The 19,132-nt window shown below is 68.7% G+C and carries 22 protein-coding genes; 9 read left to right on the top strand and 13 right to left on the bottom strand.

What is annotated here, in order from left to right; translation table 11 throughout:
* Positions 1-75: 75 nt before the first annotated feature.
* The 4 genes from ABZ396_RS06015 to ABZ396_RS06030 form a co-directional block, all read right to left on the bottom strand.
* A complete protein-coding gene (locus ABZ396_RS06015) occupies positions 76-513 on the bottom strand; it encodes an SsgA family sporulation/cell division regulator (RefSeq protein WP_358915054.1) in 438 nt (145 codons plus the stop codon).
* Positions 514-613: 100 nt separating this feature from the next.
* Positions 614-1,402, bottom strand: coding sequence for a helix-turn-helix domain-containing protein (locus tag ABZ396_RS06020; RefSeq protein WP_358915056.1), 789 nt, complete (start codon positions 1,400-1,402; stop codon positions 614-616).
* Between the two features lie 211 nt (positions 1,403-1,613).
* Positions 1,614-1,826 (bottom strand): DUF5326 family protein, encoded by a 213-nt coding sequence (locus ABZ396_RS06025; protein WP_358915058.1) that lies wholly within the window; start codon positions 1,824-1,826, stop codon positions 1,614-1,616.
* A 169-nt stretch (positions 1,827-1,995) separates the two neighbouring features.
* Complete coding sequence (locus ABZ396_RS06030) at positions 1,996-2,313, bottom strand: cupin domain-containing protein (RefSeq protein WP_358915060.1); 318 nt, start codon at positions 2,311-2,313, stop codon at positions 1,996-1,998.
* Positions 2,314-2,373: 60 nt separating this feature from the next.
* On the opposite strand from ABZ396_RS06030, the gene ABZ396_RS06035 reads away from it, so the two are divergent.
* The 5 genes from ABZ396_RS06035 to ABZ396_RS06055 all read left to right on the top strand — a co-directional run bounded on the left by ABZ396_RS06035 (position 2,374) and on the right by ABZ396_RS06055 (position 6,114).
* Positions 2,374-2,751, top strand: a complete 378-nt coding sequence (locus tag ABZ396_RS06035) for a phage holin family protein (protein ID WP_358915062.1) — start codon at positions 2,374-2,376, stop codon at positions 2,749-2,751.
* 7 nt (positions 2,752-2,758) lie between these two features.
* A complete protein-coding gene (locus ABZ396_RS06040; RefSeq protein ID WP_358915064.1) occupies positions 2,759-3,250 on the top strand; it encodes a low molecular weight protein-tyrosine-phosphatase in 492 nt (163 codons plus the stop codon).
* A complete protein-coding gene (locus ABZ396_RS06045; RefSeq protein WP_358915066.1) occupies positions 3,247-4,413 on the top strand; it encodes a cystathionine gamma-lyase in 1,167 nt (388 codons plus the stop codon). Before ABZ396_RS06040 ends, ABZ396_RS06045 begins: the two co-directional genes overlap by 4 nt.
* A 227-nt stretch (positions 4,414-4,640) precedes the next feature.
* Positions 4,641-5,546 carry a LysR family transcriptional regulator gene (locus ABZ396_RS06050; RefSeq protein ID WP_358915068.1) on the top strand — a complete coding sequence of 302 codons (906 nt, stop codon included), beginning with the start codon at positions 4,641-4,643 and terminating at the stop codon, positions 5,544-5,546.
* Positions 5,547-5,631: 85 nt separating this feature from the next.
* Entirely contained in the window at positions 5,632-6,114 is a 483-nt protein-coding gene (locus ABZ396_RS06055; RefSeq protein WP_351695799.1) for an NUDIX hydrolase, read from the top strand.
* A 4-nt stretch (positions 6,115-6,118) separates the two neighbouring features.
* Here the strand turns inward: ABZ396_RS06055 and ABZ396_RS06060 are convergent, their stop codons facing one another.
* Positions 6,119-7,585, bottom strand: coding sequence for a globin domain-containing protein (locus tag ABZ396_RS06060; RefSeq protein ID WP_358915070.1), 1,467 nt, complete (start codon positions 7,583-7,585; stop codon positions 6,119-6,121).
* Between the two features lie 282 nt (positions 7,586-7,867).
* The gene (locus ABZ396_RS06065; RefSeq protein ID WP_358915072.1) at positions 7,868-8,500 is read right to left on the bottom strand and encodes an HAD-IB family phosphatase; all 633 of its coding nucleotides are present in this window, start codon (positions 8,498-8,500) and stop codon (positions 7,868-7,870) included.
* 194 nt (positions 8,501-8,694) lie between these two features.
* Between ABZ396_RS06065 and ABZ396_RS06070 the strand changes: the two genes are divergently transcribed.
* On the top strand, positions 8,695-9,561 hold the full coding sequence (locus ABZ396_RS06070; RefSeq protein WP_358915074.1) for a GNAT family N-acetyltransferase: 867 nt from the start codon (positions 8,695-8,697) through the stop codon (positions 9,559-9,561).
* Between the two features lie 66 nt (positions 9,562-9,627).
* On the opposite strand, the gene ABZ396_RS06075 is transcribed toward ABZ396_RS06070, so the two are convergent.
* Positions 9,628-10,044, bottom strand: coding sequence for a heme-binding protein (locus ABZ396_RS06075; protein ID WP_358915076.1), 417 nt, complete (start codon positions 10,042-10,044; stop codon positions 9,628-9,630).
* A gap of 111 nt (positions 10,045-10,155) precedes the next feature.
* Positions 10,156-11,364 carry an MFS transporter gene (locus ABZ396_RS06080; RefSeq protein ID WP_358915078.1) on the bottom strand — a complete coding sequence of 403 codons (1,209 nt, stop codon included), beginning with the start codon at positions 11,362-11,364 and terminating at the stop codon, positions 10,156-10,158.
* Between the two features lie 141 nt (positions 11,365-11,505).
* Here ABZ396_RS06080 and ABZ396_RS06085 point away from each other — a divergent pair, with 141 nt between their 5' ends.
* Positions 11,506-11,964, top strand: a complete 459-nt coding sequence (locus ABZ396_RS06085; protein WP_358915080.1) for a MarR family transcriptional regulator — start codon at positions 11,506-11,508, stop codon at positions 11,962-11,964.
* 9 nt (positions 11,965-11,973) lie between these two features.
* Entirely contained in the window at positions 11,974-12,426 is a 453-nt protein-coding gene (locus ABZ396_RS06090; RefSeq protein ID WP_358915081.1) for a GNAT family N-acetyltransferase, read from the top strand.
* A gap of 65 nt (positions 12,427-12,491) precedes the next feature.
* On the opposite strand, the gene ABZ396_RS06095 is transcribed toward ABZ396_RS06090, so the two are convergent.
* The 4 genes from ABZ396_RS06095 to dnaB form a co-directional block, all read right to left on the bottom strand.
* The gene (locus tag ABZ396_RS06095) at positions 12,492-13,877 is read right to left on the bottom strand and encodes a serine hydrolase domain-containing protein (protein ID WP_358915083.1); all 1,386 of its coding nucleotides are present in this window, start codon (positions 13,875-13,877) and stop codon (positions 12,492-12,494) included.
* Between the two features lie 68 nt (positions 13,878-13,945).
* On the bottom strand, positions 13,946-14,251 hold the full coding sequence (locus tag ABZ396_RS06100) for a LysR family transcriptional regulator (RefSeq protein WP_358915085.1): 306 nt from the start codon (positions 14,249-14,251) through the stop codon (positions 13,946-13,948).
* A 33-nt stretch (positions 14,252-14,284) separates the two neighbouring features.
* Complete coding sequence (locus ABZ396_RS06105) at positions 14,285-14,836, bottom strand: DUF3291 domain-containing protein (protein WP_358915087.1); 552 nt, start codon at positions 14,834-14,836, stop codon at positions 14,285-14,287.
* Between the two features lie 373 nt (positions 14,837-15,209).
* Positions 15,210-16,685: a replicative DNA helicase gene (dnaB, locus tag ABZ396_RS06110; RefSeq protein WP_358915088.1), complete on the bottom strand. Its 1,476-nt coding sequence runs from the start codon at positions 16,683-16,685 to the stop codon at positions 15,210-15,212.
* A 459-nt stretch (positions 16,686-17,144) separates the two neighbouring features.
* Here dnaB and ABZ396_RS06115 point away from each other — a divergent pair, with 459 nt between their 5' ends.
* Positions 17,145-18,482 (top strand): MATE family efflux transporter, encoded by a 1,338-nt coding sequence (locus ABZ396_RS06115; protein ID WP_358915090.1) that lies wholly within the window; start codon positions 17,145-17,147, stop codon positions 18,480-18,482.
* A 193-nt stretch (positions 18,483-18,675) separates the two neighbouring features.
* On the opposite strand, the gene rplI is transcribed toward ABZ396_RS06115, so the two are convergent.
* Positions 18,676-19,122 carry a 50S ribosomal protein L9 gene (gene rplI / locus ABZ396_RS06120; protein WP_358915092.1) on the bottom strand — a complete coding sequence of 149 codons (447 nt, stop codon included), beginning with the start codon at positions 19,120-19,122 and terminating at the stop codon, positions 18,676-18,678.
* Positions 19,123-19,132 lie beyond the last annotated feature (10 nt).

A 19,132-nucleotide genomic window follows, 5' to 3' on the forward strand; every position in this document is an offset into this window, starting at 1 on the left:
CAGGGACGCGCAGAAGCGTTCCTGCGCGTGCTCACGTGGTGCGGTGGATCGGTTCGCGCCCCGGTGCCGTAACGCTTAGCCTGCACTCTGTTCCTCGGCCAGGATGCGGTCCAGGGCCTCGTCGAGATGGGCGTCGAAGTCGGCGAGCGCGCCTTCCTGGCCGAGCGGCACCAGCTTGTCCGTACGGTCGAGAAAGGCCACCAGCGGTGGCGCCGAGGACCGGAACACCGCGTGGTCGCCGCCGACCTGAAGCCGGATCAGCACCTCGCCCAGCACCTCGGCGTCCGCGGGCGCGATGTGCACATCGCCCTCCCCGCACGGCCGGCCCACCCCGTCGATCAGCAGCTCACGGCCGAAAGCCCACGTCACCGGCGCGTCCCCGGGCAGATGGAAGGTGAGCCGCACGGCATACGGATCACAGGTCTCGTAGCGCAACTCCACGGGGATGCGGAAGGAGAGCTCCTCCGAGACGAGGAAGCTCATCATGACATCTGCTTGTACGGACTCGCGCATCGACTACCCCGTCATATGACACCGACTGGCCGGGATTTTACCCCTTTGATGGTGGTCAAATCTTGCTGAACGTGCACGGGAGATCACAAGGAGTGAGTTTTCAGATACTGATAGAGATCGCCAGTGCTCCCAGATGCCGTCCTACCTCGGCCTGAAGCCGTCGCGCGGCGGGCAGCAGCCTGTCGGCCTGGTTGAGGGGGAGGGAGATGGCCATCGTGGCGGCCGTGGTGCCGACGGTGATGGGGATCGCCGCGCACACCGTCCCCAGCGCATACTCCTGGCGCTCCACCACCGGTTCCATGCGTCGCGTCCGCTCCACCCGCCGCAATAGCGCATGGCCGTCTCGGACCGTGTACGGGGTGAGGGCCCGCACGGGGTAGCGGTCGAGATGGTCGCGGCGGGTGCTCTCGTCCAGTTGGGAGAGCAGACACTGGCCGATGGCATGCGCGTGCCCGGTCTCGCGGAAGTCGGCCCACTCCTCGACCGCCGGGGTGCCCGGGGAGTCGGAGACGCACATGACCTCGATCTCGCCGTCCCGGTACATCGCGTAGTACACCGGCGCACCGATCGAATCCCGCCAGTGGGCCAGGGTGTCGGCAACCGCGCTGCGACGTTTCTGCTGCGCTCCGCTGCTGCTCAGCCGCTCCGCCGCTTCACCGAGGAAGAACAGCCCCTTGTCGCGGCGCAGATAGCCCTCGTGGACCAGGGTGCGCAGCAGGTGGTAGGCGGTGGGCAGCGCGAGGCCGGTCTCGCGGGCCAGTTGTTTGGCGGGGGCGCCGTGTTGGTGTCCGGCGACGCATTCCAGCAGACGCATCGCACGCTGCACGGAACCGATGAGGGTGGCCGAGTGCGGCTGTGCGGGATCGGGAGGCGCGGGCGGCCGCTGCACGGGGGGTGTGCTGGAACGGCGTTGGGTGGGGGGTGAAGGGTGTTCCGTGGGTGCGGAGGTGGCGTCAAGCGTGGCCAAGGGTCACTCCCGGAGCGCGAGGAGGTCAGCGACTCTAACCGGCCGCCACCGCTCCCGGTCCGCCCGTGCGGGAAACTTCCCTCCCCCGAGGGAACCGGCGATTCCTGTTACCGGTCACCGATTCCCACGGTTCTCACCAGTCGCTCTTGGACGAGGAACTCGCCATGAACTTCCGCACGATGTAGATCAGTCCCCCGACCAGCGCCACAAAGATCAGCAACTTGAAGAGCAGATAGGCCAGGAAGCCGACGATGGCGCCGATCAGGCCGCCGAACACCACCAGCGCGATGACCGGCACCGCGATCCACTTCACCCACCACGGCAGACCCGTGAAGATCTCTCGCATTGCCCTGCCCTCTGCTTTCCCGTGCGCTTCGGCACGTACGGTCGGTCTCGTGCCTGCCGCACGATGCGATGTCCTGCACTCGATGCTAGGGCCGGGAAGGGGCCGTTCGGGGGCCTCTGATCCCTTGTCCTCCCCTGACCTCTCCCCTAGGGAACCCCGAGGGCCGATGTCAGGCCTCGGGCGGAGAGAAGACGACCAGAACCCTCAGGTCCTCGCTGATGTGATGGAACTTGTGGGCCACCCCGGCCGGCACGTACACCACGCTGCCCCGCGCCACCTGCGTGGTCTCCAGGCCGACGGTGATCGCGGCGCGGCCGCTGACGACCAAGTAGACCTCGTCCTGGTTGTGCGGCTTCTGCGGGTCCGTATCGCCCGCGTTCAGGGCGTAGAGGCCGACCGACATGTTCCGCTCCCGCAGGAACTGCAGGTAGGCCCCGTCGTTGGCGGCGCGTTCCGCCTCCAGTTCATCCAGCCGGAATGCCTTCATCGCTGTCGTTCACCCTCGCCTCACTGCTTGCATCCGATCTCGTCTGCCACGATCAGACACATGAAGAATTTCGTAGTCAAGACGATCGCCAACGCGGGCGCCCTGGCCGTCGCCGTGTGGCTGCTCGACAAGATCACCCTGACCGGCGACAGCACCACCAAGAAGGTCTGGACGCTGATCCTGGTCGCCCTGGTGTTCGGTCTGGTGAACTTCCTGGTCAAGCCGATCGTGAAGATCCTTACCTTCCCGCTGTTCATCCTCACGCTCGGCCTGATCACCCTGGTGGTCAACGCGCTGATGCTGCTGCTGACGTCGTGGGTCTGCGACAAGCTCGACCTGAGTTTCCACGTGGAGGGGTTCTGGACCGCCGTCCTGGGCGGCCTGATCATCTCGATCGTGTCCTGGGCCCTGAACATGATCCTTCCCGACACGGACTGAGCGCCCGATGACCTATCGCGTCTGCTTCGTCTGCACCGGCAACATCTGCCGTTCCCCGATGGCCGAATCCGTCTTCCGTTCCCGCATAGCCGAGGCCGGCCTCGACGACCGTGTCGAGGCCGACAGCGCCGGCACCGGCGGCTGGCACGAGGGCGACGACGCCGACCCGCGCACCGTCCGAGTCCTCCGGGAGCACGGCTACGACAGCGAGCACACCGCCCGCCAGTTCCAGGCGTCCTGGTTCGCCCGCCTCGACCTCGTGCTCGCCTTCGACGCCGGCCACCTCAAGGCCCTGCGCCGCCTCGCCCCCACCGAGCAGGACGCGCGCAAGGTGCGGCTACTGCGCTCCTACGACCCCGCTGCCGGTGACGACCTGGACGTACCGGATCCGTACTACGGCGGGCTGGACGGCTTCGAGGAGTGTCTTGGGATGGTGGAGGCGGCGAGCGAGCGACTGCTCACCGCGGTACGCGACGAAGTGGAGGGAACGGTGGCATGAGCGACTCCGACTCCGACGGCGCGTCCGGCTCCGGCTCCGGCTTCGTGATGGGCGAGGGCACGCGCGCGGTGCGCGCCGGACTGCCCGAGCCGGTCAAGAACGAACCGACCCTGCCCGGGCCGGTCTTCGCCGCACACTTCCATCTGCCGGGCGAGGTGAGCGGGCCGTACGCCTACGGCCGCGACGAGAACCCGACCTGGACCCATCTGGAGCGCGCCATCGGCGAGCTGGAGGCGCCCGGCGAGGATGTCGAGACGCTGGTGTTCGCCTCCGGCGTGGCGGCCATCACGGCCGTGCTCTTCTCGCAGCTGCGCGCCGGGGACGCGGTCGTGCTGCCGTCCGACGGCTACCAGGTGCTGCCCCTGATCCGCGCCCAGCTGGAGGCGTACGGCATCGAGGTGCGCACCGCTCCGACCGCCGGCGACGCCCAGCTCGACGTCCTGGACGGGGCGAAGCTGCTGCTGATCGAGTCGCCGTGCAACCCCGGGCTCGACGTGTGCGACATCCGGCGACTCGCGGAGGCGGCACACGCGCGTGGCGCACTCGTCGCCGTCGACAACACCCTCGCCACCCCGCTCGGCCAACGGCCGCTGGCGCTGGGCGCCGACTTCTCCGTGGCCAGCGGCACCAAGCAGCTCACCGGCCACGGTGACGTCCTGCTGGGGTACGTCGCCGGGCGCGACACGGAGGCCATGGCCGCCGTACGCCGCTGGCGCAAGATCATCGGCGCGATCTCCGGGCCCATGGAGGCCTGGCTGGCCCATCGCTCCCTCGCCACCCTCCAACTGCGGGTGGACCGGCAGAACGCCACCGCCCTGGTGCTCGCGCAGACGCTCCGCGAGCGGCAGGACGTGACCGGGCTGCGCTACCCGGGGCTGCCCGACGACCCCGCGCACAAGATCGCCTCGCAGCAGATGCGCCGCTACGGCTCGGTGATCTCCTTCACGCTGCCCACGCGCACGCGTGCCGAGCGTTTTCTGGAAGCCCTGAGGCTGGTCGACGATGCGACGAGTTTCGGCGGGGTGCGCTCCACGGCCGAGCGACGGCGGCGCTGGGGCGGGGACGACGTACCGGAGGGCTTCATTCGGTTGTCGGTCGGGGCCGAGGATCCCCAAGATCTGGTGGCCGATGTGTGCCGCGCGCTCGACGAGTCGGACCGGTGACCGGATTACGGACGCCCCCGCGAGCCCGACTGCGTATAGCGGACGGTCCGAGCCTCCCCCCTCGTGGCTCGGACCGTCCCGGTTCTCGCGCGCCAAGAACCGCGCGCACAAGGCTAGTTGACTCTGCGTCAGTGTCCAATCACTGTAGGGGCAGAGACCTATCGACTTATTTATAGTTGAGGACCTGCCCCGAGGGCCGCATGGGCAGGGCGAAGGGGAGGTGGGCGATGGATCTGGCCTTGCTGCGCACCTTCGTGACCGTGCACCGGGCCGGCTCCTTCACCCGCGCCGCCGCCCTGCTCGGTCTCTCGCAGCCGGCCGTGACCTCTCAGATCCGCACACTGGAAAGACAGCTGGGCCGTCCGCTCTTCCTGCGGCAGGCCCGTGGGGTGACCCCGACGACGATCGGCGACGAACTCGCCCACAAGGCCGCCCCGCACCTCGACGCGCTCGTGGAGATAGCGGAACGCGGCCTCGACGACGAGTCCTCGGTGCGTACCCTGCATCTCGCCGGCCCGCCCGAGTTCACCGCCGAGCGCGCCCTGCCCGCCCTTTCGGAGCTCGCCGGCGACGACGGCCAGGGCTTCGCGCTGCGTGCCTCGTTCGGAAACGCCGAGGAGACCCTGGAGGGGCTGTCCGCCGGCCACCACGATCTGGCCATCAGTACGGCCCGGCCGCGTGGCGCCCTGCTCACCGCCACCACCCTCTGCGACGAGGAGCATGTGCTGGTCGCCGCTCCCCGCTGGGCCGAGGAGATCGGTACCGGGACGGTACGCGACAAGGGCGCACCGGCCCTGGAGAACCTGCCCGTGGTCGAGGTCCACGAGTCGCTGCCCTTCGTCTCCCGCTACTGGGGTTCCGTCTTCGACGCCCGACCGGCCGCCTCCGGCACGGTTGTCGTGCCGGATCTGCGCGCGGTCCTCGCCTGTGCGGTCGCGGGCGCCGGCGTCGCCGTGCTGCCCCGCTATCTGTGCACGGCCGCCCTGGGCCGCGGCGAGGTGGTGGCGTTGCACGAGCCCGCGGTACCACCGCTGCGGACGTACTTTTTGGTGGTGCGGACCGGCACGCTGGCGATGCCGCATGTGGCGCGGGCACACGAGTGGCTCCAGCAAGCGGCTGTGGACTGGGGCTGAGACGGCCTGCAGGGTTAACGCGATGCGGCCGTACGGTGGCGCTTCGCGATGTTTCACGTGGAACAAGCTGGGCCACATTTCTCCCATGACCGTCCGACCCGTGGTCAAGCGCACCGCCCGTGCCGTTCTTCTGGACGGCGACGACCTGATTCTGATCAAGCGCACCAAGCCCGGTGTCGATCCCTACTGGGTCACTCCCGGTGGGGGGGTCGAGCCGGAGGACACCACTGTCGTCGACGCCCTGCATCGCGAGGTGCACGAGGAGCTCGGCGCAAAGATCACCGACGTGGTGCCCTGCTTCGTGGACACCGTGGAGCACATCGGCGACAGCGGCAGCACCACCGGTGTGAAGGTGCAGCACTTCTTCGTCTGCCGGTTGGAGTCCATGGACCCGGCCCTGCGGCACGGCCCCGAAGTCGAGGAGCCCGCCGGCGAGTACGAGATCGTGCGTGTCCCCTTCACCCGCGTCGGGATCGCCTCCGTGCACCTTGTGCCGCTGTCCCTGCGGCACTACCTGGACGGCAACATCGAGGGCGTACGGGCCATGCACGCCCCCGACCTCGGGTGATGGATCATTCGCCGACGACGACCAGTTCCTCCACGGAGTCATGCCGTATGCGGTGCGCCGGGATACCGACGTCCCGCAGGACGTCCACGCCGTTGCGGATCATGCCGGGCGGCCCCGAGAGATAGGCGTCGTACTCGATCCACGGGCCGTACTCGCGGACGGCCTCGGGGAGCTGGAGATGCGCCTGCTGGTCGACGACCGCACGGACCGAGAGCCAGGGATGGCTCTGCTGCAGCCGGAGCAGGGTGTCGATGTCGTACAGGTCGTGGTTGGTGCGGGCGCCGTAGAACACCTTGACCGGGCGGCGTGAGCCGCGTTCGGCTACGTCCTCGACCAGTGCCTTGATGGGGGCGATGCCGGTGCCGCCGCCCAGGCAGAGCAGTCCGCTGTGCTTCGTGTGGTCGACGGTCATCGAGCCGACGGGCGGGCCGAGGCGGATGAGGTCCCCGGGGCGGGCACGGTGCACCAGTGCGTTGGAGACCCAGCCCGCCGGAACGGCCTTCACATGGAACGTCAGCAGACCGTCCGAGCGGGGTGCGGAGGCGAAGGAGTAGTGCCGCCAGACCCGCGGCCACCAGGGTGTCTCCATGCTCGCGTACTGCCCCGCGAGAAAGGGGTACGGCTGGTCCGGGCGGATCGTGAGCACCGCGATGTCCGCCGTCCTGAGGTCGTGGGCGACGACCTCCGCCTGCCACCAGGCCGGTGCGTGTAGCTCGTCCACAGCAGCCGCGTCGATCATCACCTGGGACATCGTCGTGTACGCCCGCACCCAGGCCGCCTCCGTCTCCGGGTCCCAGATGGCCGAGGCGTACTTGCTCAACGCTCCGATGAGGCACTCGCCGACCGCCGGGTAGTGCTCCGGTCGGGTGCCGTACTTGCGGTGGCCCCGGCCCAGGTTCTGGAGGTATTCCACCAGGACGGGCGTGTTGTCGACGTGTTCCGCCGCGGTGAGCAGCGCCTTCAGCAGCCGGTCCCGCTGGCTGTCCATGGCGGCAGGGAACAGCGAACGCAGTTCCGGATGACGCACGAAGAGCAGGGCGTAGAAATACGAGGTGACCTTGTCGGCTATCGGACCGACTTCGGCCATGGTGGCGCGGATGCGGATCGCGTCCGGGGAGGCGTCCGGACTCGGCTGTGCGCTGCGCTGAGGCGGGACGCGCTGTTCGTGTGTGGGGGGTACCGGCTGCCCGGCCGGGGGGACGGAGGGTCCGGGGGCCGCGTGCTGCCCGGCGGGTGGAGCCTGGGCGGCGTTCTGGGGGTGGGTCGGCGCCTCCGTCGACCGTATTCGCTCCCGGCCCTCTCCGGGGGCGGGACGGCGGCCCTGGGGCCTTTCCTGCTGATCACCCGGCGCCACGACCGGAGGCTCGACCGGGGGCTTGTTGGGGGGCGTGAACCAGTTGGTTCCGCCGGCCCCGTCGTTGCCCGCCGACGTGGTGGTCGGAGCATCCATGGTGTGCCTCGCCTCGAACATCTTTCGGTCGGTCTGTGCACTTCACTCGGAAGGTGCTTGCTTTCCCCCGTTGACGGCCAACTCTTCCCGGTCAGGCCTGTGGCCGACATGGCCACATTGAACCCGTGCTTCCTTCGCGTACGGACAAGTAAGGCGAAAGTGTGACACGGGCCGCAGCCACTCCCCCCGGAGCCTCTCTCCCCGACGTGAACCGGAGTCGACCCTACCGGCCGTCGCCCCGCACACAAGTCCCCCCTGCCTCCCCTACCAATCCAACAAGGGGCGAACCATCAGCCCCCTCAACTACCGGGAGCCCCGTCCGCATTCATAGACATCCCATAGATCCCGGCCCGTGTAGGAGTAGGTCGCGAGACCGGCGAGACGTCCGTCCGCATTGACCGCCACGGACACCGGGACCACGGCGAACAACTCCCTGTCCGACATCGAATCCCCGTAGGCGACACAGTCCGCTCGACCGACCCCGAACTGCTCGCACAGGCGGTCCGCGATGGTCACCTTGGCCGCAGCATCAAGGATGCCGGCGGGGTCCACCGGCTCGACGAAAGGCACCGCCGGGAAGCGTGATCCGAATGCCGCATGGGCTCCCCAGTCCAACAGGCGCTCCACGAAGAACGAGGGCGAGAGCGAGACCACGGCGCAATAGTCGCCCGCTTCCCTGATCTCGGCCCAGACGTCCTGGATACGGGCCAGCCAAGGCGCTCCGTCGAATGCCGCGGTCACGTGCGCGTCGGTCAGCTCGGCCCAGAGGGCGTACACCCGCGCCGCATACTCCGGCGGGGCTATCAGCCCTGCCGAAATCGCCCGATCAAGCTCCGCCGTCTCGGCTTCCAGGCCGAGTTGACGGGAGATCTCGACGGGGGCGGAGGTGCCGTGCAGCAGTGTGCCGTCGAGATCGAAGAGATGAAGTCTCGCCATGGACCCCGAGGCTAACGAGGAGGGATCACCGCTCCTCTGGGAGGTCTCGGGCAGCGGCGAGGGAGGGATGTTTCACGTGAAACGTCCCCCGTCTGTCCAAGGGCTGTGCTCAGGGCTACGGCATGGCCAAAAGCGCGTGCGTCTACCTCGAAACCGGTGGACGCCACGGGTGCTGTTCCGACAGCCTGACCTGCGTGCCAACTCCTTCCGTCGCCGCTCTGCCCATCCGCCGACTGACGCCACGCGATCTCACCGCCTGCGCCGACTTGTCCGAGGACCGGGGGTGGCCGCGCGAGGAACACAAGTGGCGCTTGCTCCTGACGGCCGGGAAGGGATACGGCATCGACCACCCCGGCGGAGGCCTGATCGCCGCCAGCGTCGTCACGGAGTACGGCCCGGGGGAACGCCCGGATCTGGCCGCGATCGGCATGGTCCTGGTTGCCGAACGGCATGCCCGTCAGGGCATCGGGCGTCGGCTGATGCACCACATCGTCTCGGCAATGGGGACGACTCCCCTGACTCTGTACGCGACGCCGTACGGCCGTCCGCTCTACGAGGAGCTGGGGTTCAAGACCACGGGACGCTCGGAGATGCTGTCCGGGCACTTCCCCCCGGGCGGCCCCGAGTCCCGGGTGGCGACGCGGGCGGCCACAGCCGAGGACCTCGGCTCGATCCTCCGGCTGGACGAGGAGGTGTTCGGTACCGACCGCACACCTCTCCTCGCCCGCCTGCCCGCGTTCTCGGACCAGTTGCGGGTGGCCGTGGACGGCGGCCGGATCGTCGGCTACGCGGCCGCCTGGCCCAACATGGACACCCATGTCGTCGGACCGCTGATCGCCCGCAACACGGAGACGGCGAAGTCCCTCATCGTCTCGCTCGCTGCCCACACCGACCGCCCGCTCCGCACCGATATCGACATCCGGCACGAGGAACTGCTGGCATGGGCGAAGGACCGCGGGATGGCCTCCGTCGCCATGAACTCCGTCATGACCTACGGCATCACGGAGTTGCCGGGAGACTGGACGCGGCGGTTCGCGCCGCTGACGGTGGCAGCGGGCTGATAATTCCTCGGTACGGCGAAGGCCGGCCCCCTGGGGGCCGGCGTTCCGGCGCTGACAGGAATGCGGTCAGACGAGTGCCTGCACGGCGGCCGTCGCGAAGCCGTGGTCCTGGTCGGGCGCGCCACCGCCGACGCCGATCGCGCCGATCAGCCGGCCGTCCCGGTGTACGGGGACACCGCCCGCGATGAAGAGCAGAGGCCGGTCGAGCGCCGTGGGAAGGGTGTGGAAGAGGCCGCCGGGCTGGACGGCGTCGACGAGGTCGGCGGTGGGGGTGTTCAGCTGGAGTGCCGTGTAGGCCTTGCGGGTGCTGGTCTCGCCGGATATCAGCACGGCGCGGTCGTCCCGCCGGAAGGCGAGCAGATGGCCCCCGGCGTCCAGGACGGTGACGCTGACGCTGACTCCGGCGGTCTCGGCGGCGCGCCGGCCCTTGGTGATCAGGAGTTCGGCGTCCTGGATGGTGAGCGGGGCGACGGTGGTGCTCATGAGGTGGTTCTCCTTGGGTGGTGCTGAGGGGAGACGGTGCGGGCGGGTCGGGAGGCCCCTGATCCCCGGGCACGGTCGGTGATGGACTCCGCCTGCGGCCGGGGGGCTGGCTCAGTGGTGGACCGACTCCCGCTGATCCGCGGGCATACCGCCGGCGGCCACGGCGCTCGGGACGCTGTCGCGGCGCTCCAGTGCGGCCGACAGAAAGGCGAGGACGAGGGCGGCCGCGGCGAGGGCGGCGCCCACCCAGTTGGGGGAGGTGTAGCCGAAGCCGGCGGCGATCACGATGCCGCCGAGCCAGGCGGACAGGGCGTTGCCGAGGTTGAAGGCGCCGATGTTCACGGCCGAGGCCAGGGTGGGGGCACCCTGCGCCTGGTCGAGGACGCGCTTCTGCAGCGGCGGGACGGTCGCGAAGCCCAGGGCGCCGATCAACGCGACGGTCACGGCGGCCGCGATCTTGTTGTGCGCGGTGATGGTGAAGAGCGCGAGGACGACGGCCAGGGCGCCCAGGGACACGTACAGCATGGGCATCAGGGCGCGGTCGGCGAACTTGCCGCCGACGAGGTTGCCGCCGACCATGCCGAGGCCGAACAGCACCAGCAGCCAGGTGACGGAGCCGTCGGCGAAGCCGGCGACATGGGTCATCATCGGCGCGATGTAGGTGATGGCCGCGAAGACTCCGCCGAAGCCGAGGACGGTCATCGCCATGGCGAGCAGGACCTGGGTGTTCTTGAACGCGGCCAGTTCGTGCCGCAGGTGCACGCCTTCCGGCTTGGGCAACTCGGGCACCAGCTTGGCGATGCCGGTCAGGCCGACGACGCCGAGGGCGGCGACGATACCGAAGGTGACGCGCCAGCCGACGTGCTGTCCCACCAGGGTGCCGAGCGGGACACCGACGACGTTGGCGACGGTGAGGCCGGTGAACATCATCGCGATGGCCCCGGCCCTCTTGCTCGGGGCGACCAGATCGGCCGCCACGACCGAGCCGATGCCGAAGAAGGCGCCGTGGGCGAGGGAGGCGACCACGCGGCCGATCAGCATGACGGCGAAGGAGGGGGCGACCGCGGACAGCAGATTGCCCGCGATGAACAGGCCCATCAGCAGCATCAGCATCCGCTTGCGCGGGACCTTGGTGCCCAGGACGGTCATCAGTGGGGCGCCCATCACCACGCCGAGCGCGTAGCCGGTCACCAGCAGGCCGGCGGTGGGGATGGAGACGCCGAAGTCGCCCGCGACCTCGGGGAGCAAGCCCATGATCACGAACTCGGTCGTTCCGATTCCGAAGGCCCCGATCGCGAGGGCCAGAAGCGCGAGAGGCATGGGGGTTAGCCTTCCCAGACGATTGCAGATGCGCTTAGCGTGCGTCAACAATAATTGCAGACGCTGGCTATATGCAACCAAGGGATATTGCGGACCTGCTCTATCCTGGTTTCAGCCGCTCCGGGACGGAGGAACACGCCAATGACAGCGACGGACCCCGCGCTCACCGCTCTCGCCCAGGGCTGGTGCGCCCTCTCCCTGCTCCACGGGAGGATCGAGGCGCACATCGAGCGCGCCCTTCAGGCGAAGCACGACCTGAGCGTGCGTGAATACTCCCTGCTGGACGTCCTCAGCCGACAGCACGACGGCGAAGGGGGGCATCTGCAGATGAAGCAGGTCGCCGACGCGGTCGTCCTCAGCCAGAGCGCCACCACCCGTCTGGTGACGCGCCTCGAAGACCGGGGCCTGCTGGAGCGCTACCTCTGCCCGACCGACCGGCGCGGTATCTACACCAACGTCACGGAGGCGGGGCTACGGCTGCTCGAAGAGGCTCGCCCCACCAATGACACCGCGCTGCGCGAGGCCCTGGACGAGGCAGCCAGGAACCCGGCGCTGGCTCCCCTGGTACGAGTCGTGGAGTCACTGAACGTGCCCGCTTAGGGTGCGGACATGGGAGATCTTGAAATACGTGCCGCGGTCGCCGACGACATCCCTGCCATCGTCGGCATGCTCGCCGACGACCCACTGGGGGCCCGGAGGGAATCACCGGACGACCTGGCGCCCTACCTGAGCGCCCTGGAGCGGCTCAGCACCGACCCCAACCAACAACTGGTCGTCGCCGTACGCGAGGGCCGTGTCGTCGGCACGCTCCAGCTCACGGTCATCCCCGGGCTGTCGAGGCGGGGCGCTACCCGGTCGATCGTCGAGGCCGTGCGCATCCACGCCGACGAGCGCGGCGGCGGGCTGGGCACCCGTTTCATCGAGTGGGCGATCGAGGAATCCCGCCGCCAGGGCTGCCAGTTGGTGCAGCTGACCTCGGACAAGTCACGTGCCGACGCCCACCGTTTCTATGAGCGGCTCGGCTTCACCGCTTCGCACGTCGGTTTCAAGCTGGAGATCTGACCGTCAGGCACTGACGGCGCACGCTCCGGGGGTGGTGTTTCACGTGAAACACCACCCCCGCCTGTCTAGGCGATCCCCCGCCACCCCTCGGGGTCCACCCCGCCGGGCACAGGAGCCGTCTCCTCGTACGGCTGACGTGTGAACACGAACGAACCGAGGTCCAGGTGGCTCACGGTGCCGTCCGGCCGCCGTACGGGCCATAGGAGCTCTCCGGCGTAGTACCCCTCAAGGCCGGTCCAGGTGCCGTCGCCATTGGCCCGGAAACGCGCCCGGCGGCCGGCGCCCGACAGCGGTCCCAGCGAGACCAGTCCATCGGCCGTCACCCGCAGCGCGAAGGCGTGTGTGCCCCAGTACCACTGGCCCGCCAACTCCAGGACAGACGGCTCGACTTGGGCCACGGGTCGCCATGGCTCGGGGATACGCGGCTCGGCCTCCGCGACGGTACGGACGAGGTCGGCGCCGACGGCGGACAGCAGCGGGCCGGAGGTGCAGTTCGCGAGCACCACGGCCGCCACGTCGTCGTCCACGCTGACGGTGAGGTTGGCCAGGAAGCCGGGCAGCGAGCCGGAGTGCCCGATCAACAGCCGGCCGTCGCGGCGCTGGATCTGGAGGCCGAGGCCGTAGGTGGCGCCGTCCAGCACATCGGCGGGCTCGGCGGGAGCCGCGGGCATACGCATCTCTCGTACGGAGTCGGCGCTCAATACCCGGGCGTCGCCGGCCGTCAGGAACGCGGCGAATCGGGCCAGGTCGCCGGTGGTCGACCAGAGCTGTCCCGCTGGTGCCATCCGGCCGAGGTCCTCCAACGGCTCCGGGAGCATCGCGTCGGCCCAGGGATGCACCGCCCAGCCGCCCGCGTGGGGCGCCTGCGGCTGGGCGCTCGTGCGGTCGAGGCGCAACGGTTCCAGCACCTCCCGCCGGAGCACCTCCTCCCAGGGGGCACCGCGGAGTTCCTCGACCAGGGCGCCGAGCAGGGTGTAGCCAGGGTTGGAGTAGTGGTGCCGACGGCCGACGGGGTGCAGCAGGGGCCGCTCGCCGAGGACATCGCTGAGCTCCGGCCGCAGCGAGCCCGGAGTGCGCTCCCACCAGGGTGCGGGCGACTCGGCAGCCAACCCACCGGTGTGCGCGAGGAGTTCGGCGATCGTCGCCTCCCCCGCGCCGGTGCCCGGCAGATGCTTCTCCAGTGGATCGCCGAGATCGAGCAGCCCTTCGTCGCGCAGCCGGAGCACCAGAACGGCCGTGAACGTCTTGGTGATCGAGCCGATCCGGTACTGCACGTTCTCGTCCGGTCCGTGCCCCTCCACCGAGGTCCGCGCCCCGTGCCAGACGGCCCGCCCGCCCCGCACGACCGCCGCCACCAGTGACGGCGCCCGGCCTTCGGCCTGGGCATCGGCGATCCGATGCAGCAGCGCCCGCCGGGTGGCGGGGAACAACTCTTCCTGGAATGTCGTCATGCGCCCAGTCCACCCGGCGGACGGACCGGCGTCGAGTTCATTTCGGCGGTTGTAGGGTCTCGACTTCGTTATCGGGCGGGGACACCGTGACGTGGTCTTTGACCCTGTCTCAAGCCAATGTCGGCTGTGCTCTGTCTCAGGAGCGTGGCGTTGTCCTCGGCAGTGTTGATCGCCTTAGCGAGTTGGCGGGTGGCGTCGATGCCGGTCCGGACGAAGGTAGTGGGAGTGCTGGTGCGTCGTCGCAGGCCCGACCGCTCAACGAGACGATCGGCCAGTTCCTGTTCGAGTCTGTTGAGATAGCTCCAGATCGTGGCCGGGTGGAGGTTGAATGCCTTCGCGGCGCCGACCGCTTGCGACACACCCAGAGGGATCACGAGCCCAGGGCTTCAACCAAACGAGTGACGTCATCACGGGTCGCTCTTCGGCCCGATGCCTTTGATCCTGGTAGGAGTTCCGTCCGGGGCGAACGAGTGGTGGAAGGTGAAGGCGCGCGGTGCGGAGCCGTGGTCGTGGAGGTGTTCCAGCCTGGAAACCCCGTCCTGCCAGGTGGGTATCACGCCGTCGGAGACCCACCAGAACACGTAATTCGGGTGTCCTGTCCTCTCGAACCAGTCGTAACGCCTGTTCAGCGCCTCACGGTGCAGACCGGTATAGATGGCGTCGAAGGCGGGGCGCAGGTCGGTCCAGAGTGAGAGGGTCGCGGCCAGGGCGGTGGTTTCCACCGTATGGCCCTTGCCGTACCAGGTCGGTACGGCGAACTCTCCCCATGCACCCCAGTCCGCCTCGAAGAGCATGCCCCGGTCACCGTCTGCCGCTTCAGCACGCGCGAGGTATCCGGGGTGCTGACTGATCTTCCGGTAGACGGCCTCACCACTTTCGTAGAACTCGCGCGTGAGAGGTGCTGGATCGGCGAGAGGTGACTTCAGGACGCCGAATGTGTACAGGGCAAGATGGGGCATGCGTCTCTCCCTGGTTGGGGCTGCCTGGCGTGGACCCGGTTCGGTGGCTTACTGATGGGGGCGAGGGTGCGTGGGGCATGACCGACTCATCCCGTCGCGGGTGGCTCAGCCTGAAGGAACTCCTGCGCGACCGTGGGCGACCACCGAACGCCAGGTGAAGGTAGCTGCCTCTGCGGGCCATGTCGAAGTTGCGTTTTCCCTGTCCAAATGGCCTCTCGCACAGGTCCTTACGGGAGCTGGGGCGGTGGCGCTGCCTGCCGCCGCGGAAGTCCGCATCGGCCCAGCAACTGCGGAGGAGCAGCATCGACAGCTCCGCTCAAGCTGGTGTGCCGGAGCGACGCCGGCGAAATCTGAGACCCCGCAGTGGTGCGGATCAGGTCTGTGCCATGTCCACGAAGCGGGAGTAGTGGCCCTGGAAGGCCACGGTGATCGTCGCGGTCGGGCCGTTTCGGTGCTTGCCGACGATAATGTCCGCCTCGCCCGCGCGCGGTGACTCCTTCTCGTAGGCGTCCTCGCGGTGGAGCAGGATGACCATGTCGGCGTCCTGCTCGATGGAGCCGGACTCACGCAGATCGGACACCATCGGCTTCTTGTCCGTGCGCTGCTCGGGACCACGGTTGAGCTGGGAGAGCGCGATCACCGGGACCTCCAGCTCCTTGGCCAGCAGCTTGAGGTTTCGGGACATGTCCGAGACCTCCTGCTGACGGCTCTCGGAGCGCTTGGACCCGGACTGCATCAGCTGCAGATAGTCGATGATCACGAGCTTGATGTCGTTGCGCTGCTTGAGCCGGCGGCACTTGGCGCGGATCTCCATCATCGACAGGTTCGGGGAGTCGTCGATGTAGAGCGGTGCGGCCGAGACGTCCGGCATCCTGCGAGCGAGCCGGGTCCAGTCCTCGTCGGTCATCGTGCCGGAGCGCATGTGGTGCAGGGCGACCCGGGCCTCGGCGGACAGCAGACGCATCGCGATCTCGTTGCGGCCCATTTCGAGGGAGAAGATGACGCTGGGCAGGTTGTGCTTGATCGATGCGGCCCGGGCGAAGTCCAGCGCGAGAGTGGACTTACCCATGGCGGGACGGGCGGCGATGACGATCATCTGTCCCGGGTGCAGGCCGTTGGTGAGCGAGTCCAGATCCGTGAAGCCGGTGGGCACGCCGGTCATCTCACCGGTACGGGAGCCGATCGCCTCGATCTCGTCGAGGGCGCCCTCCATGATGTCGCCGAGCGGCAGATAGTCCTCGCTGGTCCGCTGCTCGGTGACCGCGTAGATCTCCGCCTGGGCGCTGTTGACGATCTCGTCGATGTCGCCGTCGGCCGCGTATCCCATCTGAGTGATGCGTGTCCCGGCCTCGACAAGACGGCGCAGCACGGCCCGCTCGTGGACGATCTCCGCGTAGTACTCGGCGTTCGCCGCCGTCGGCACGGTCTGGACGAGAGTGTGCAGATAGGAGGCGCCGCCGACCTTGTTGATCTCGCCGCGCTTGGTGAGCTCGGCGGCGATGGTGATGGGGTCGGCCGGCTCGCCCTTGGCATAGATGTCGAGGATCGCCTGGTAGATCGTCTCGTGCGCGGGCTTGTAGAAGTCGTGGCCCTTGAGGATCTCGACGACATCGGCGATGGCGTCCTTGGACAGCAGCATGCCGCCGAGTACGGACTGTTCGGCGTCCAGGTCCTGCGGGGGGACCCGCTCGAAGGTGGCGCCTCCGCCGTCCCAGTCGCCGCTGTCCCGGCCCCGGTCGTGCCGGTCGTCCCGCCCTCGGCCGCCCTCACCACGTCCACGGGAGGCGGGCAGACGATCACTGGGACCGGCCTCGGCCCACGGATCGTCCAAGGGCTCGGAAATACTCACCGAACCACCTCCTCCCGTCCGCCCGGCGGACCTCGCCGTGGCCTCATTTCTACGGCACGGCACTGACAACTGGGTCGCCCCGATCCGGTTCTGGACGCGTCGGATTTGTGAGGTTTCCGAGGCCATGAGAAGGAGCGCGCGCCGGACCACGGTAGGCCCGCGGGCACCGTCAGCCAATCTGGTTATCCACAGGCCATGTGGACGACGGCCCGTATGCTGTGGAGAACCTCCCCAAACCTGTGCACGAGCCGGTGGACAGCCCTGTGAACAAGCCCTCGAACTCTCCCCATCAGCGGCTCTGACCTGCGCGTTTCCCATCCACCGGCTGTGCAGAAGAAAAACTTCCCCGGTCGGATCAAGATCGGTTCGAACGATGCGCGAAAGCGTGGACCGCACAAGCTTCGGTAAGGGGCAGCATGTAATTGCATCTCTTACCTGTGGACGATTAGATTAGTGCCCATGTCACAGGCTCCCGCGATCCCCGAGGCCACCCGACGGCGGCACGACCGAGAGATCGTCACCCTGGCCGTCCCGGCCTTCGGCGCACTCGTCGCCGAGCCACTTTTCGTCATGGCCGACAGCGCGATCGTCGGCCATCTCGGCACCGCACAACTCGCCGGTCTCGGGGTCGCCTCGGCACTTCTCACCACCGCCGTGAGCGTCTTTGTCTTCCTCGCCTACGCCACCACGGCGGCCGTCGCCCGCCGGGTCGGCGCCGGCGAGTTCCAGGCGGCCATCCGCCAGGGCATGGACGGCATCTGGCTGGCACTGCTGCTCGGTGCCGGCGTCATCGCCGTCGTCCTGCCCCTGGCACCCGGCATCGTAGACATCTTCGGGGCCTCGGCCACTGCGGCCCCCTATGCCACGACCTACCTCAGGATCTCCTCGCTCGGGATCCCGGCCATGCTCGTAGTGCTCGCCGCCACCGGCGTCCTGCGCGGCCTTCAGGACACCCGAACCCCGCTGTACGTCGCCGTCGGAGGCTTTGTAGCCAACGCGGGGCTGAACGCTGGGCTCGTCTACGGCGCGGGACTGGGGATCGCCGGCTCCGCCTGGGGCACCGTCATCGCCCAATGCGGGATGGCGGTCGTCTACCTGACCGTCGTCGTACGGGGAGCCCGCAGGCACGGGGCGTCCCTTCGCCCCGACGCCGCCGGGATACGGGCCTCGGCACAGGCCGGCGCACCCCTGCTCGTCCGGACGCTCTCGCTGCGCGCCGTCCTCATGATCGCCACGGCCGTCGCCGCCCGGATGGGCGATGCCGATATCGCCGCCCACCAGATCGTGCTGTCGCTGTGGAGCCTGCTGGCCTTCGCCCTGGACGCGATAGCAATCGCCGGACAGGCGATCATCGGCCGCTACCTTGGTGCGGGCGATGCTGCCGGCGCCCGTGAGGCTTGCCGACGGATGGTCCAGTGGGGCATCGCCACCGGGGTCGTTCTGGGCCTGCTCGTCATGGCCGCCCGGCCGCTCTTTCTCCCTGTGTTCACCAGCGATCCCACCGTGAAGGACACCGCACTGCCCGCGCTGCTCATCGTGGCGCTCTGCCAGCCGATCTCCGGCGTGGTCTTCGTCCTCGACGGCATCCTCATGGGCGCCGGAGACGGGCCGTATCTCGCCGGGGCCATGGTCGTGACCCTCGCCGTCTTCACGCCAGTGGCATTGCTTGTGCCCGCCCTGGGGGGCGGACTCACGGCGCTCTGGGGAGCCATGACGCTCATGATGGCCGTGCGGATGCTTACCCTCTGGCTGCGTAGCCGCTCGGGCCGCTGGATCGTGACGGGGGCGACGCGCTGACCGATGCACTCGCGGTGTTTCACGTGAAACACCGCGAGCCGCCACGTTTCACGTGAAACATGCGCGCTCCGCTATGGCCTCGGTCGAGTCCTACAGCCACCGCACTGGGCAAAGCCCCGCTTGGCTCAAACCAAAGGGGCCGCACCCTCACGGGTGCGGCCCCTTTCAGCTACTGCTCAAGCCGAGCGCAGCGTCAGGCCGCGACGACCTCGATGTTGACCTTGGCGGCAACTTCGGGGTGCAGACGCACGGACGTCTCGTGGGCGCCCAGGGTCTTGATCGGCGAACCGACCTCGATGCGGCGCTTGTCGACGTCGGGGCCACCGGCAGCCTTGATCGCCGAAGCGATGTCGGCCTGGGTGACGGAACCGAAGAGACGACCGGCATCGCCGGCACGGACGGCCAGGCGAACCTTGACGCCCTCAAGCCGACCCTTCACCTGGTTGGCCTGCTCGATGGTCTGGATCTCGTGGATCTTGCGAGCACGACGGATCTGCTCGACGTCCTTCTCGCCACCCTTGGTCCAGCGGATAGCGAACTTCCGCGGGATCAGGTAGTTGCGCGCGTAGCCGTCCTTGACGTCGACGACGTCGCCGGCGGCACCGAGGCCAGAGACCTCGTGGGTGAGGATGATCTTCATTAGTCGGTCA

The sequence above is a fragment of the Streptomyces sp. NPDC005866 genome (assembly GCF_040629895.1).
Lineage (GTDB): Bacteria > Actinomycetota > Actinomycetes > Streptomycetales > Streptomycetaceae > Streptomyces.